This window comes from Flavobacterium aurantiibacter (genome assembly GCF_002251775.1).
GTDB classification, from domain to species: Bacteria; Bacteroidota; Bacteroidia; order Flavobacteriales; family Flavobacteriaceae; genus Flavobacterium; species Flavobacterium aurantiibacter.
Genome location: NZ_NOXX01000200.1, coordinates 15996 through 30938 on the forward strand (window position 1 = coordinate 15996; position 14943 = coordinate 30938).

A 14943-nucleotide genomic window follows, 5' to 3' on the forward strand; every position below is an offset into this window, starting at 1 on the left:
GTTCGAAGTAGCTTATAAAAGTACCTGCCTAATCATTATTTTCTATATTTGTTCGGAACAAATGAAACTAAAATGGGGCTGGTTACTGCCAAAGAAGTTGCTAAAGCTATAAAGACGGATAAGTACGGTTTTTTGGGTACTTTTTCGGGCTGGTTGCTTATGAAAACACTGCAAATCAGCAGGCTTAATACTATTTACGACCGCAACAAACATTTAAAAGACGTTGCTTTTTTGAACGCCATTTTAGATCAGTTAGAAATAAAATTCGACATTCCCGACGAGGATTTGAAGCGCATACCTAAAGAAGGAGCGTACGTTACAATAAGTAATCATCCGCTTGGTGGTGTTGATGGTATTTTGTTGTTGAAGCTCATGTTAGAGCGCGAGCCGAATTTCAAAATTATAGCCAATTTTTTATTACACCGCATTGAGCCGCTGAAGCCCTTCATTATGCCGGTTAATCCGTTTGAAAATCATAAAGACGCGAAATCGAGTGTGGTTGGGTTGAAGGAAACGCTTCGTCATTTAAGCGATGGCAAACCTTTGGGAATGTTTCCAGCTGGAGAAGTATCGACGTACAGAGACGGCAAGTTAATGGTAGATAAAGCCTGGGAAGAAGGTGCTATTAAGGTAATTCGAAAAGCGCAAGTACCTGTGGTTCCTATTTATTTCCATGCGAAGAACAGTCGGTTTTTCTATATGTTATCGAAGTTAGGCGATACATTACGTACTGCGAAATTACCTTCGGAGCTGTTTTCGCAGAAAGATCGTGTGATTAAGGTTCGCATTGGCAAGCCCATTTCGGTTGCTGAGCAAAATGAGTACAAATCGTTAGAAGAATACTCCGAATTTTTACGTAAGAAGACGTATATGTTGGCAAATCCGTTTGAAAAAGAAAACAGCGGAATTGCGCCAGCACAATTAAAGATAGCGCCAAAACCCAAGCAAATTACAAATGCGGCTAGCAGTGAGAAAATGGCTGCTGAAGTAGAAATGCTGCGACAAACCAACTGCCGTTATCTGCAAAGCAAGAATTACGAAGTTTTTTTCACGAAAGCTGACAAGATTCCGAATTTGTTACATGAAATTGGTCGTTTGCGGGAAATAACTTTCCGTGAGGTTGGTGAAGGGACCAATCAATCGACAGATTTAGACAAGTACGATAAATATTACTACCACATGTTTTTGTGGGATGCCGATACACAGCAAATTGCTGGTGCATACCGTATGGGCTTGGGTTCGGAGATTTTTCCCAAGTACGGTTTCGAAGGTTTTTATTTGCACGAACTGTTCCGGTTTGAACCCGAGTTAAACGAAATGCTTGGAAAGTCGATCGAGATGGGACGCGCATTTATAGTTAAAGAGTACCAACAAAAACCGATGCCATTGTTTTTGCTTTGGAAAGGAATTATTCATACCACCTTGCATTATCCGGAGCACAATTATTTGATTGGTGGTGTGAGCATCAGCAATCAGTTTTCGAGTTTTTCGAAGTCGTTAATGATCGAGTTCATGAAATCGAATTACTACGATCCGTATGTAGCACAGTATGTTCGCGCGAAGAAAGAATATAAGGTAAAGCTTAAAGATGCGGATAAAGATTTTATTTTCGATGAAGCGGAGTCGGATTTAAACAAGTTTGATAAGATTATCGATGAGTTGGAGCCGGGCAATTTGCGCTTGCCGGTTTTGATTAAGAAGTACATAAAGCAAAATGCAAAAGTTGTTGCGTTTAATGTGGATCCACAATTTAATAACGCTATAGATGGATTGATGTATATTCGCATAGCCGATATTCCAGAAAGCACCATGCGCCCCGTTATTGAAGAATTTCAGGCTGAACTAGAACGAAAACTTCACGAGAAAGGCAATTACTAAAGGTGCGTTTACCTCAAAAATTGGTGAATCATCCATTTTTTAAATCAATTAATGTAATTACCTGTTTATTAGGCAATCAATCATTTCTGTGATAAACGAATATACTTCATTGTTTTATTGTTCAAAATACCGTTTTTACGACCTAATAATGTTAATTTTTTAAGAAAACTGCGATATATCACATCGAAACAAGTCTTTTAGTTGCAAAAAATAAATTTTCAAGTGAATTAAATTGTTGTATGTTTGTGGTGAAATTTAAAACTTAAACTTTTTATGAAAAAAAATCTACTAACCATAGCGCTAATTGCAGCAGTTTCTTCGGGATTTGCGCAAGAAGGTAAGGAAGATAAAGCTGAGGGGAGCAGTTTTAATCGTTGGTCTATCGAGGTTGCTGGTGGGGTTAACAAGCCTTCAAATCCGTTTACTCCTGGTGCATTTACTGCAACACCGAGCCCATGGAATGCAGATCTTGGTGTTCGATATATGCTGTCTAATAATTTTGGTTTAAAGTGGGATATTGGATACTATTCTTTTACAAATAGTGATAATTCTTCAATTGAATTCGATACTCATTATTATAGAACATCCGTACAAGGTGTTGTTAATGCGGGTAATATATTAGGATTCCCGACTTGGACAAAAAGAATCGGACTTTTGATGCACTTAGGTGGTGGATATTCCCAAATGAAATCTGATGATCAAAGATATACGGACCGTATGGGCCACTTTATTGTTGGTTTAACAGGTCAAGTAAAATTGTCAAATCGAATAGCTTTAACTGGAGATTTTACTAGCCTAACAGGTGTTGGGCAAAACAGAACTTTCGACGGTACTAATAGTCCAGAATTGTTAAATGACAAGTTCCGTGGTTTTGGAGGAGGAATCTTCTCTGGGTCAATTGGTCTTACTTTCTACTTAGGCAGCAATGATACACATGCTGATTGGTACTTAGAAGGTGATAAAACAAAAGATGAAGTTGCTGAATTGCAAAAGAGAATTGGCGACCTTGAAACAATGTTGAGCGATGCTGATAAAGATGGTGTGCCGGATTATCTAGATGCAGAGCCAAATTCTACTGCGGGTATGGCTGTTGACACTAAAGGACGCGCTATCGATAAAAATGGAAACGGTGTTCCGGATGAATTAGAAAGCTATATGTCTAAAACATACGGTGACAACGTGAAGAGCAGCGCTATCACTAACAACAGCATGACAAACAACGAAATGATTCGTTCGTTAATCAACGGCGGTTACATGTGTGCATACTTCCCTTACAACAAATCAGTTCCAACTAATGAATCTACTGAAGGTATTGGTTTTGTATTGACTTACTTAAGAAATAATCCTACAGCACAAATCGAAATCACTGGTCATGCGGATGAAATCGGAAATACAGAATACAACAACAAACTTTCTGCAGCGCGTGCTAACGCAGTTAAAGATGTTCTTGTAAAAGCTAAAATTGACCCAGCTAGATTGACAGTTGTTCCTGCTGGTGAAGATAAGTCGGTAGACAAATCTTCTGAAGGAGCTCGTAAACTAGTTCGCAGAGTTACTTTCCGCGTGAAATAGGACTTAAAAAAATACATAAAAGCCGGATTGTTTAAAGCAGTCCGGCTTTTTTATTTTACATCTTTGGGATATATGTAGGGTTTAATAGTCCTAGTTTTTTGATGGATTAAAATAGTTTAAGCCTTGAATCTCGAAAGCTCCCCAAAATCAAAGTAACAGCTAAAGATTTTATCTCGTATTCATGTTAAATACTGCTATTAGCTTATTTTTGCATTCCAATTTATATCCCATGCAAAATCCAGCCAGATATACCATTACAGCGGCACTTCCCTATACTAACGGTCCCATTCATATTGGCCATTTAGCAGGTGTTTACGTTCCCGCAGATATTTATGCTCGCTTCCTTCGCTTACAGAATAAAGATGTCGTTTATATCTGCGGAAGCGACGAACACGGTGTTGCTATCTCTATGAAAGCACGTAAAGAAGGCATCACACCGCAGCAAGTAATCGATAAATATCACCACATCATCAAGAAATCTTTTGAAGATTTTGGTATTTCATTCGATCATTATTCACGAACATCAGCAAATATTCACCACCAAACAGCATCCGACTTTTTTAAGAAATTGTATGAGGCGGGAAAGTTCGAAGAAGAAACAACCGAACAATTATTCGATCCTGAGGCAAATCAGTTTTTAGCCGATCGTTTCGTAATCGGAACCTGTCCGAAATGCGGAAATGAAGAAGCGTACGGCGACCAATGCGAAAAATGTGGTTCTACACTAAGTCCGACGGATTTAATAAACCCAAAATCGACGATCAGCGGTGCTACACCTGTGCTCAAGCAAACGAAACACTGGTTTTTGCCTTTGAACGAATACAGCGATTTTCTAAAGGAATGGATCTTAAAAGGACATGCCAAAGATTGGAAAACTAACGTACTCGGTCAGGTAAAATCATGGATTGACGACGGACTAAAACCAAGAGCAGTAACTCGAGATCTAGACTGGGGAATAGACGTGCCAGTTGAAGGAGCAACTGGAAAAAAACTCTACGTTTGGTTTGATGCACCTATCGGTTACATTTCGGCAACCAAAGAATGGGCACAACTGAACGGCAAAAATTGGGAACCGTATTGGAAAGATCAAGATACGAAGTTGGTTCATTTCATCGGAAAAGACAACATTGTTTTCCACTGCGTTATATTTCCAGCCATGCTCAAGGCAGAAGGAAGCTATATTTTACCCGATAACGTACCTGCGAATGAGTTTTTGAATTTAGAAGGCCAGAAGCTATCTACCTCGAAAAACTGGGCCGTATGGTTGCATGAATATTTAGAAGATTTTCCGGGAAAGCAAGACTCGTTGCGTTACGCACTTACCGCTGCGGCTCCAGAAACGAAAGATAACGACTTTACGTGGAAGGATTTTCAAGCGCGAAACAACAACGAATTGGCAGCTATTTTTGGCAATTTCATAAATCGTGTGGTGGTTTTAACCCATAAATACTACAACGGGCTGGTTCCAACGCCAAACGCTTTCACAACCGAAGATCTCGCGGTATTGGAGGAACTGAAAGCATATCCGGATGTAATTGCCAGCACAATTGAACGCTACAGGTTTCGCGAGGCCTCGCAAGAAATGATGAATGTTGCGCGATTAGGAAATAAATATCTCGCCGACCAAGAACCGTGGAAAGCCGTAAAAACAGACGCAGAGCGCGTCAAAACGCAGCTATTTGTGGCATTACAAGTGGCCAGTGCGCTTGCAGTTCTAGCTGAGCCGTTCTTGCCGCATGCTGCACAAAAATTAAATGACATGCTGCAACTCGGTCGGAAAGATTGGAATTTCTTGAAGAGTGATGTGCTTTTAAAACCCGGTCACCAAATCAATGCGGCGGCGATTTTGTTCGAGCAAATAGACGACGCACAAATCGAAAAACAAATGGAAAAATTGGCTGCGAGCAACGCTTCAGAAGCAGCGGCAGAACTAGCGGAATTGAAACCCGAAACTACTTTCGAGAAATTCTCAGAAATGGATTTACGAGTAGGGACCATCTTAGCCGCTGAGAAAATGCCGAAAGCTAAGAAACTACTTGTACTACAAGTTGATACAGGATTAGACGTACGGACAATCGTATCTGGAATAGCAGAACACTTCGAACCTGAAGCAATCGTAGGTAAACAAGTTATGGTTTTAGCCAATTTAGCACCAAGAGCTATTCGCGGGGTTGAAAGCCAGGGAATGTTGTTACTTACCTCCGACGCCGAAGGGAAATTACATTTTATGGTTCCAGAAAACACTGTACAAAACGGCAGTACTATATCGTAATTATGAAAATTCCAAGTAATATTAAGGTTATAGCATTTGATGCCGACGACACCTTGTGGGTAAACGAGCCCTATTTCCAAGAAGTGGAAACACATTTCTGCGAACTCATGGCACCGTATTTATCGCGTCATCAGCTTTCTGCCGAACTTTTCAAGACAGAGATTGACAATCTAAAATACTACGGGTACGGAATTAAAGGCTATATCTTGTCGATGATCGAAGCCGCTTTGCTGATTTCCAACAACACGATCAGTAATGAAGTTACCGCACGGATCCTTGCTTTGGGTAAAGAATTAATTGAGAAGCCTATCGAAATACTCGACGGAGTACCCGATGTTTTAAAATCATTTTCGGGCAGATACAAACTCGTTGTTGCCACTAAAGGCGACTTATTAGACCAGCATCGGAAGTTACATAAGAGCGGTCTTGGACATTATTTCCACCATATTGAAGTCATGTCTGACAAACAAGCGAGCGATTACAGAAAACTATTAAATCGTCTTGAAATTAGTGCAGATGATTTTCTGATGATCGGAAATTCGTTAAAATCAGATGTACTTCCTGTACTCGAAGTTGGCGGATATGCCGTACATATTCCGTTTCATACTACCTGGGCGCATGAGAAAATCGACCACCAAGTGGTTCATGAACGTTTTACCACTTGCGAGAATATCCATGAAGTAACCGCCTTATTCAGCGATGAAACAACAAATTGATCTCGAAAATTGGAATCGTAAAGCGCATTTTCACTTTTTTAAAACGTTTGAAGAGCCATTTTTTGGAGTCACCGCTGTAGTTGATATTCAGAATGCTCTTCGATTCGCGAAAGAACAAAATCAGAGTTTGTTTTGCACCTATTTGTATTGCTGTTTGAAAGCGATTTCTGAAGTTTCGGCGCTTAACCTGCGCATCGAAGATTCCGAGGTATATCAATATCCTTACAGCCACGCATCCGCAACTATTTTGCGACCCGACGGCACGTTCGGATTTAGTTATATTCCCTTTTATTCCGATTTTTTAACATTTACAGTCGCTGCAAAGCAGGAAATCGTTCGTGTACAAAACACTTCAGGATTGTTCACACGCACGTTTGACGAAGCAAATTTGATACATATTTCAACGTTTCCAAACTTGCACTTTTTGGCGCTGTCGCATGCCCGAAAATTTAGCATTTCGGATAGTTGTCCGAAGATTACGTTTGGTAAATTTGAGAAGACAGACAATAAAATTGCGATGCCCGTTGCTGTTCACGTTCATCACGCACTCGCCGACGGCCGCGATGTTGAACATTTTTTTGTTGCATTTCAAAAAAATCTAAATGAACTATGAATTTTTTTATTCGATTATTCCTGTTGTTAGTTTTTACTTCCGCGACAGCGCAACAAATAGACGCTACAAAAATCAATTGGAAAAAGCGCACGGATAACGCAAAAATTGCACTGTTTGCCGATGGCGATGAGCGCAACTTGTACGTTTTAGCATACAAGCCTGGAAATTTGAAAGTTCTGCGATACAATTCAGCCTTGTTTTTGCGGGATTCGGTGTCGTATAACGTCAATGAAAGTTTACAGAAAAACATTCAAATGACGTTTAAGACCGATAGTGTATTTATTCATTTTATTGACGAAGCCGAGAGTCGCCTAATTACCTTGAAAACGAATCAAAATTTTGATTCATATGCGATGCATTCCCAAGCAATTTTCGAAACTGGTGAAGTGTGCACCGCGCAATTTCAAGACGGGAATCAGCGTCATTTCCTTACGGTAAACAAAAACACTAAAGCTTGTTTTGCCTACAGTTTGCAAGGTACATCCGTAATAAAAAAGGCAATCGATACTACGCCGTTCGATAATTTTAACGGCAACGAGCTTTTTGCAGATTTCCTAAGAAAACAAGATTTTGCGGAAATCAACGATAACTATACGCCCGTTTTAGAAACGTTGAATGCCGACAAATGCTTTTTTAAAAATGGTAAAGCAATTTTTCTGCGTGCTCGAAAAGGAAGCACAACTATGCAAGAGATTGATTTTAGATCGTATACAACGAAAAGTAGTGTTTTCAATTCCAATGTTCATAATCCAGATAATTATACCTCTTCTTTAGGGAAAAAGGAGCTTTTCGAAATTTCAACAAGTAAAGACAGTCTTGTGGTTGTTGTTACCGATCTTCAATCAAAAAAGATTTTAAAACGCTGGCAAGTTGGAGCAAAAACCGATGCGAGATCATCAGACTTTCAATTTTACGAGCAACGAAACGGTGGAGTTCCAAGGTCCGAACTGCAAACGAAGCGCTTTTTAAAACGAATCTCGCAACCTAAAATGGGTTTGAGTGTTTATGAATCTGAAAACGGTAAATTAATTACGATAGGCTCCCTTGACGGAGGTGTATCTGCGGGCGGATTTTTACTATATGCCGTCGCTGCTGTTGCGGATTATGATCCAGACGACGATCTCTATGAAAACAGTATACTTTTTTACGCAGAACTCGCAACCGATGCTTTCCTCCAGCCTAAAAAATACTTGCGCTGTGTTCCAGCAATTGACGAAATCTTGCAGTTTAACGACGAGAAGAAAATAGAAGTTAACGCAATTACCAAATTTAAGAACGCCTACATTCAAGCTGCATTTGTACCGGAAGATCAAACGTTGAATGTGTCTAAATTTCTAGATCGCGATTAAGCAAAGAAGTATTCTTGCTAACTTTACTAAAAAAATTTTACTATGTTATCAAAATCGGTTGAACAGGCACTCAATAACCAAATCCGTATCGAGGCTGAAAGCTCACAAATTTATTTGTCGATGGCTTGCTGGGCCGAAATTCAAGGTTTAGAAGGTGTTGCACGCTTTATGTATGCGCAGTCGGATGAAGAGCGCGTGCACATGTTAAAACTTATCAAATTTGTAAACGAACGCGGTGGTCACGCGCACATTACCGAGCTCAATGCCCCAAAAACTACCTTCAATACCTTTCAGCAACTTTTTAGCGAATTATACAAGCATGAACTTTTCGTGTCGCAATCTATAAACGAACTCGTGCACATTACATTAAGTGAGAAAGATTACGCGACACATAATTTCTTGCAATGGTACGTTGCTGAACAAATTGAAGAAGAGGCTCAAGCAAAAACGATACTCGATAAAATCAATTTGATCGGAGATGATAAAGGCGGATTGTACTTATTTGATCGCGACATCCAGCAAATTACCGTAACAAGCCAAATTCTGCCTGGGGCGAATTAATTCTTCGCTTAAATTTATTTAGAATGTATTAAAATAAGTTTTATTTTTGCTCAAATCTTTGTAGATGAGCAAGAAGGAAGCAGAAAAGAAAGCCGACAAAAAGAAGAAGCAAAAAGAGCTGGTTAAAAAACTAAAGATCGCCTCGAATTGCAAAGCTTCTTGTTGCGAGAAATACAAAAAAGGTAAAGACAAGCGTTGTAAACGTTGTCCAATGTTCGATTTACTGAAGAAAATTGCTTAAATCTGTCTTTCGAGGCAGATTTTTTTTTGGGCGTTCCGGCGGCTAAAGCTGTACACACGTTTTGAAATCTACAAACTTCAAAAACTATGCTTTCAATTCCCCGAGTTTCTTCTTCGTAAACTCCGACAACACCAAACGACCCGAAATGGCAGCGCGCTCGTACAACAGCGTATCCCAATGTTCGGTATTTTGCCAAAGCACTCTTTTTATATCTTGTAGGGCTTCGGGGCTGTAATTCGATAAGCTTGAAGCAAATTCTTGTACTGCCAAATCTAGCTCGTTGGTGTCGGCAAATATCGCCTGGTACAAACCAGCATGCAAGGCCCATGGTGCATCGAACCACCGATTGGGTTGCAAAGTCATTGCGCTAAAGCCGTTTAAACCTATTTTTCGGGAAACGGCGGGTTCAATTACAAACGGACCAATACCAATTGCCAATTCAGAAAGCTTAATGGAAGCTTTTTCGCTGGCAAAAACGTAATCGCAAGCGGCAAGTAAACCCACTCCGCCACCAACGGCCTTGCCTTGCGCGCGACCTACAATGGGGTGCTTACATTTGCGCATGGCGTTTATCACATTGGCAAAGCCGCTAAAAAACGCTTTTCCGGTTGTTTCATCGTGTACTTGCAAAAGCTCGTCGAACGAAGCGCCGCCACAAAACGCCGAGTTTCCGTGGCTTTGCAGCACAACAACCGCAACGTCTGATCGGTTCGAAAGTTCGTTGAGCGCTTGCGTTAAATCGGTAAGCTGTGTGCTTGGAAATGAATTTCCTTGCGGATGGTAAAAGGTAATCGTTGCAACACGGCTATCGACATTCGTTTTTACAAAAGCAGAGTCTATATTCATACAAAAACATTCAGGTTGTAAAGTTCAGACAAATTCTGTTATATTTGCCAACCAATAGGGGGATTAGCTCATTTGGCTAGAGCGCTTGCCTGGCAGGCAAGAGGTGACCGGTTCGAATCCGGTATTCTCCACTCAACCACTCAACAACGAGTGGTTTTTTTATTTAACGTGAGTTCGATGTGAAAATCAAAGTTAGAAATCACTTAAATAGTTGATTACGAGGCGTATCTTCTTTGGGATACCGAGATATCTTAAAAAAGCACAACGCAATATGCGACTGTTTACTTGGCTAGCTTAAAAAATAGTTTAGCAAAAATTTCCGCAAACTATTTAAATGCCGCAATTCAAGCGTTCTAACAAAGATCTTTATGTTGAACTCAGATTATTTACTTTTTCCAACTTCTTGCTTCCCGATAACCGAGAAGTTCAGAGAAACATCGTCTTGAGAGCGCCAGTTTCCTTGGCTCACAGCTCGAGTTAAAATGGGCTTTCCTTTGTAATCTGCAACAAAATGCAATCTGCCTTCGCCCATATCTTCAATAATTTCAAGACTAATAAAAAAGGTTCCGGTGACACGTAAATCGTATGGAGTTAAATCCACACTTAAAATTCCTTTTTTGATTTCGGTTTCTACAAAGATGTTTTCCGAAAGAATGTTTTTAGCAGGAACGCCGTTGGCAGCTTCGTAAACATTAACACGCAGCTTTATTTTTCCGTACGTGTTGGTACTGATAACTGCTTCAAAGCGCTCTGGGAAAAAGGCAGTTTTTCCCGCATTAAATTCCATGGCGAGCTCATTTCCCAGTTTATTGTTCGCAAAGCCAGCGCTGAGTCGAGTGCGGCCGAAACTCCGACCCAAATTAACCGTTCGAAATGCTCCGGGTTTTACGACTACTTCATTTAGTTCATAAATTTCGCGCTCTAAACGCACATTTTCTAGGGTTTTACTGTCTGTTCGAAGGTTCGAAACACGAACAGATTTACTTTTATATCCAATCGTTGAAAAAACAAGTACATCAGTATCGTTGGCTTGCGTAAGATCTATCGAAAAGCTTCCTTGATTGTTCGATACGGTTCCGATGTTTTTTTCCAGGAATTCCAATATTTACATAAGAGAGCGCTGAATTGTCCTTTTCATCGAAAACGGTGCCCGATACGCGCTGTCCATAAAAACTAAGGCTCATCAGAAAACATCCGATGAGCCCAATAATATTCAAAAATTGCTTGTAACTATTCACCTTCTTTTTTCTCTGGAGTTGCAGCAGGCGCTTCCGTAGGCGTTGATGCAGGCTGCGGTGCCGCAACGGGCTGTGGAACAACAACCGACTGTTGTGGCGTCATTTGAGTTACCGTTGCTGGTGCTGGTGTTGCTGCTGGCTTTGGCTTGCTGTTAAGCGGCGCACCGACGGGTAAGTCGCAACGATGTCCCGGTTGTCCGTGCGGTGGATTCATACCTTTTGGAGTTTTTGCAACCGGTTGGTTAACTACAATTTGCTGTGGCTGTGCGGAAGTTGACTGCACGGCCGCAGGTTGAACTCCTGTAACAGGTGTTCCTACGGGCACAGGCGTAACAGTGCCCGGAGCAGCCGTAGCTACTTTTGTTGTATCGGTTGTCGATGAGCTTTCTTGCGGTTGCAATTCTTTCTTACATGAAATAAAAGCGGCACCAAAAAGAAATATGTAAAAGTACTTTCGCATGTTGTATGTTTTAATTTTCGAAAATACACAATTAGCCGCTCATTTGAAATGAACGAATTAAAAATCGTGAATTCCATGCAAAATCTAGGATTCTATGTGACATCAATGCATGCCGACTTTGCATCGGAGTATCGAAATTTCAAATTTGATGCTCGTGATAGGATTCTCAAGAAGTAATTTCCTTCGAGTAGTATTTCTTCCTAAAGAAAAACGCTACGTTAACCAATGCAATTAAGGCGGGTACTTCAACCAGCGGACCAATAACGCCGGCAAACGCTTGTTTACTTCCGATGCCAAAAACAGCCACCGCTACTGCTATCGCTAATTCAAAATTATTTCCCGTTGCGGTAAAGGCTATAGCTGTATTGCGCGAATAATCAACTTTCATCAGCAAACCAACAATAAAGCTCAGCAAGAACATCAGCGCGAAGTATACAACTAACGGAACGGCAATTTTCAGCACATCAAACGGAATAGCAACTATCGTTTCGCCTTTAAGGCTAAACATTAAAACGATGGTAAAAAGTAAAGCAATTAACGTGATTGGAGAAACTGCCGGAATGAATTTTCCAAAAAACCAGTCGCGACCTTTAACTTGTTGCAACACTTTTTGCGAAACAACGCCAAGTACAAACGGAATTCCCAAATAAATACCAATACTTTCGGCAATTTCGGCAACCGAGATCTTCACAGAAACTGTGGGCAGTCCGAGCCAACTCGGAAAAATGGTCAAGAAAAAGTATGCGTAAAAGCTGTACGTAAATATTTGGAACAAACTGTTTAAGGCAATTAGTCCGGCGCCGTACTCCCGATTTCCTTCTGCCAAATCATTCCAAACCACAACCATCGCAATACAACGCGCTAAACCAATAAGTATCAGTCCGGTCATGTATTCGGGTTCGTCCTGTAAAAAAAAGTAGGCGAGTGTAAACATCAATAACGGACCCACGATCCAGTTCAGAAATAGCGAAATACTCAGCACCTTAACATTACTGAAAACGCTCTTCATTTTCGCGTATTCAACCTTGGCCAGCGGCGGATACATCATTAAAATCAGACCGATTGCCAACGGAATGTTTGTAGTTCCCACACTATACGATTCGACGAGTTGCGGGATTTCTGGCGCAAATTTTCCGAGTACAACACCAATAAGCATTGCCAGGAAAATCCAAAGAGTTAGATAGCGATCCAAGAAGCTTAAACGCTTACGTGCTGCCGCGGGAGTGAAATTAGTGGCTGACATGTGCGGTAACAAAATTCCGACAGTAGTCTTTTATCTGATCGCGAACGCTGCGAAATTCCTGCATGATTTCTTCTTCGGTGCCTGTAGCTTTCGCCGGATCGGGGAAGTTGTGGTGAAATTTTTGTGCACGCGACGGGAAAAACGGACAACGTTCCTTGGCGCTGTCGCAAACGGTAATAACCAAGTCAAAATCAATTTGTGCGTATTCGTCGATGTGATTCGAGGTATGTTGCGAAATATCGATACCGTCTTCGGCCATTATGGCAATAGCTTTCGGATTTACGCCGTGCGTTTCAACACCAGCGCTGTAAACTTCTGCAGTTCCGTGAGCAAAATGATTTAAATAGCCGTGAGCAATCTGACTCCGACAGCTGTTTCCCGTACAAAGAACTAGGATTTTTTTCATGGTAAAATAGTTAAATACAACAGTTGCCGTCTGGCGTGCAACAAGGTTCGTTAGCCGTTATCGTGTTTAAAGCGCGCTTTTGTTTCGGAATGCCACAGTTGTCGAGCGCTAAGCAGTTCGTTTGTTTTGGAATTAGGGTAAACGCGCTACCGGTGAAATCGATGCCGTATTTCCCGATTGTTTCACCTTGGTACTCTACCTCAATGTCGAGCGCATCAAGTGCGAAATGTTTCTCCGAGTGCGTAATAATTTGCAATAGTTTTTCGGGCGTGAGCCGGTGCTCGGTATCGTTTGCAACCCAAAGTTGAAAGTTGGCGTGCGACTCGGTGCGAACCGTTCCGCCGCAGTCGATAAAATGTTTTGTAGTTATGCCGAGTTCTGTGATGTGTAAGTGCTCGGGAATGGCGTTGCCGTTTGGGGTTTTAAAACCAAGTTCGGGTAACTGGGTTAAGATTTCTTTGAAATTTTGAATAGTCATAGCAACAATTTTTAATTACGGACAGCAGGTATTTGCGTTGTCGTTTGCGTTAGAAAAGATGTTTAGGTAGGCCTTAAATTTGTTGAAAACCTCGTGATTTATGCAGTAGCAAACGGCATTTCCGTCGATGTTTCCTTTAATGAGTTTGGCGTTTTTAAGTTCTTTCAGATGTTGAGAAATGGTGGCTTGAGCCAGGGGTAGTTCGGTAACAAGATCGCCACAAATGCAGCTATTAACTTTGGCAAGATGGTCTAGAATGGCAATTCTAGCGGGGTTTCCGAGTGCTTTTGCGATATCGGCGAGTTCGTTTTGTGCGTCTGTGAAGTACGCTGCTTTGGTAATTCCCATCGTTATATTTATATATCGCAATATTACGATATGCTTTTCAAAGTATAGTTTCGCAGGGGTTAAATTTTTTAGATTTCGAGATTGAAAGATTTGAAAATTATCTTGTCGGAATTAAGTAATAAACGACAGTGCGACATAGAAATGTTTGCTAGGACGCTTCAGGTAAGGCTTTTAGATCGTTTGAGAGATATTTTTCTATACAGTTCTTAAAGCGGACCATTTAAACGGTTACCTTCGTTGTTGTTGTTTTGAGATTCCTTTGCATTTTGAAGGAAATAAGCCTATCATAATTATTAGATTTGAAAATTAGTTCAGTAGAAAAATGTTCCGTAACTGTGCTGTGCTAAATTCTTTTGCCTTTTTCTGACTCAAAAACAGCCTTTTATCTTTTGTATGTTTTTGCAGATACAATCGCTGTTATTTTACTGATTAACTGACTTCTTATTCCAATTTTTATATCGAGCTTACGTTGAACAAAGCCGAGTTGGTACTAACTTGGTGGAGCAGGAACTGTACGGTCAGATTTGTTTGCGCAAATTTCGAATCGACGCAATTACCTTTTAGGTTTAGATCGAATTTTTATACCATAAATAGCATAAAAGTAAGTTGAGAATCTATATTTACACTATAAAAGGTATAAAAAATATGATTTGTATAAAAATTATACCTTTTGTGGTATTTTTAAACGATAAAATGATATTTTTGTAGTTGAAAAGGTATAA

General features: G+C 40.6%; 16 protein-coding genes and 1 tRNA gene. 10 read left to right on the top strand and 7 right to left on the bottom strand.

Annotated elements, in window-relative coordinates; translation table 11 throughout:
• The first annotated feature begins 72 nt into the window (after positions 1–72).
• From CHX27_RS09275 to CHX27_RS15550, 8 genes are all read left to right on the top strand, one after another.
• The gene (locus tag CHX27_RS09275; protein ID WP_094486496.1) at positions 73–1878 is read left to right on the top strand and encodes a GNAT family N-acyltransferase; all 1806 of its coding nucleotides are present in this window, start codon (positions 73–75) and stop codon (positions 1876–1878) included.
• Between the two features lie 273 nt (positions 1879–2151).
• The gene (locus tag CHX27_RS09280; protein ID WP_094486497.1) at positions 2152–3450 is read left to right on the top strand and encodes an OmpA family protein; all 1299 of its coding nucleotides are present in this window, start codon (positions 2152–2154) and stop codon (positions 3448–3450) included.
• Positions 3451–3679: 229 nt separating this feature from the next.
• The gene (gene metG, locus CHX27_RS09285; RefSeq protein WP_094486498.1) at positions 3680–5722 is read left to right on the top strand and encodes a methionine--tRNA ligase; all 2043 of its coding nucleotides are present in this window, start codon (positions 3680–3682) and stop codon (positions 5720–5722) included.
• Between the two features lie 2 nt (positions 5723–5724).
• Positions 5725–6438 carry an HAD family hydrolase gene (locus CHX27_RS09290; protein WP_094486499.1) on the top strand — a complete coding sequence of 238 codons (714 nt, stop codon included), beginning with the start codon at positions 5725–5727 and terminating at the stop codon, positions 6436–6438.
• Complete coding sequence (locus CHX27_RS09295; protein ID WP_094486500.1) at positions 6422–7051, top strand: CatA-like O-acetyltransferase; 630 nt, start codon at positions 6422–6424, stop codon at positions 7049–7051. Before CHX27_RS09290 ends, CHX27_RS09295 begins: the two co-directional genes overlap by 17 nt.
• Positions 7048–8400 (top strand): hypothetical protein, encoded by a 1353-nt coding sequence (locus tag CHX27_RS09300; RefSeq protein ID WP_094486501.1) that lies wholly within the window; start codon positions 7048–7050, stop codon positions 8398–8400. The genes CHX27_RS09295 and CHX27_RS09300 overlap by 4 nt, the downstream gene beginning before the upstream one ends.
• Before the next feature lie 42 nt (positions 8401–8442).
• The gene (locus CHX27_RS09305; RefSeq protein WP_094486502.1) at positions 8443–8961 is read left to right on the top strand and encodes a ferritin; all 519 of its coding nucleotides are present in this window, start codon (positions 8443–8445) and stop codon (positions 8959–8961) included.
• A gap of 64 nt (positions 8962–9025) precedes the next feature.
• Positions 9026–9202 carry a hypothetical protein gene (locus tag CHX27_RS15550; RefSeq protein ID WP_165764481.1) on the top strand — a complete coding sequence of 59 codons (177 nt, stop codon included), beginning with the start codon at positions 9026–9028 and terminating at the stop codon, positions 9200–9202.
• 84 nt (positions 9203–9286) lie between these two features.
• On the opposite strand, the gene CHX27_RS09310 is transcribed toward CHX27_RS15550, so the two are convergent.
• Positions 9287–10048, bottom strand: coding sequence for an enoyl-CoA hydratase/isomerase family protein (locus tag CHX27_RS09310; protein ID WP_094486503.1), 762 nt, complete (start codon positions 10046–10048; stop codon positions 9287–9289).
• 57 nt (positions 10049–10105) lie between these two features.
• On the opposite strand from CHX27_RS09310, the gene CHX27_RS09315 reads away from it, so the two are divergent.
• Positions 10106–10179, top strand: a tRNA-Ala gene (locus CHX27_RS09315).
• A 251-nt stretch (positions 10180–10430) separates the two neighbouring features.
• Here the strand turns inward: CHX27_RS09315 and CHX27_RS09320 are convergent.
• The gene (locus tag CHX27_RS09320) at positions 10431–11150 is read right to left on the bottom strand and encodes a carboxypeptidase-like regulatory domain-containing protein (RefSeq protein ID WP_165764482.1); all 720 of its coding nucleotides are present in this window, start codon (positions 11148–11150) and stop codon (positions 10431–10433) included.
• Between the two features lie 128 nt (positions 11151–11278).
• Positions 11279–11746 (bottom strand): hypothetical protein, encoded by a 468-nt coding sequence (locus CHX27_RS15720; protein WP_207758952.1) that lies wholly within the window; start codon positions 11744–11746, stop codon positions 11279–11281.
• 48 nt (positions 11747–11794) lie between these two features.
• On the opposite strand from CHX27_RS15720, the gene CHX27_RS15890 reads away from it, so the two are divergent.
• Positions 11795–11923 carry a hypothetical protein gene (locus CHX27_RS15890; RefSeq protein ID WP_262494586.1) on the top strand — a complete coding sequence of 43 codons (129 nt, stop codon included), beginning with the start codon at positions 11795–11797 and terminating at the stop codon, positions 11921–11923.
• On the opposite strand, the gene arsB is transcribed toward CHX27_RS15890, so the two are convergent.
• The 4 genes from arsB to CHX27_RS09345 are packed head-to-tail and all read right to left on the bottom strand — an operon-like array spanning position 11913 to position 14221.
• A complete protein-coding gene (gene arsB, locus CHX27_RS09330) occupies positions 11913–12989 on the bottom strand; it encodes an ACR3 family arsenite efflux transporter (protein ID WP_094486505.1) in 1077 nt (358 codons plus the stop codon). The two genes, CHX27_RS15890 and arsB, sit on opposite strands and share 11 nt — an antisense overlap.
• Positions 12976–13395: an arsenate reductase ArsC gene (locus CHX27_RS09335; RefSeq protein WP_094486506.1), complete on the bottom strand. Its 420-nt coding sequence runs from the start codon at positions 13393–13395 to the stop codon at positions 12976–12978. The genes arsB and CHX27_RS09335 overlap by 14 nt, the downstream gene beginning before the upstream one ends.
• 10 nt (positions 13396–13405) lie before the next feature.
• On the bottom strand, positions 13406–13873 hold the full coding sequence (locus CHX27_RS09340) for a DUF6428 family protein (protein ID WP_094486507.1): 468 nt from the start codon (positions 13871–13873) through the stop codon (positions 13406–13408).
• A 15-nt stretch (positions 13874–13888) separates the two neighbouring features.
• Positions 13889–14221, bottom strand: coding sequence for an ArsR/SmtB family transcription factor (locus CHX27_RS09345; RefSeq protein ID WP_094486508.1), 333 nt, complete (start codon positions 14219–14221; stop codon positions 13889–13891).
• Between the last annotated feature and the right edge of the window lie 722 nt (positions 14222–14943).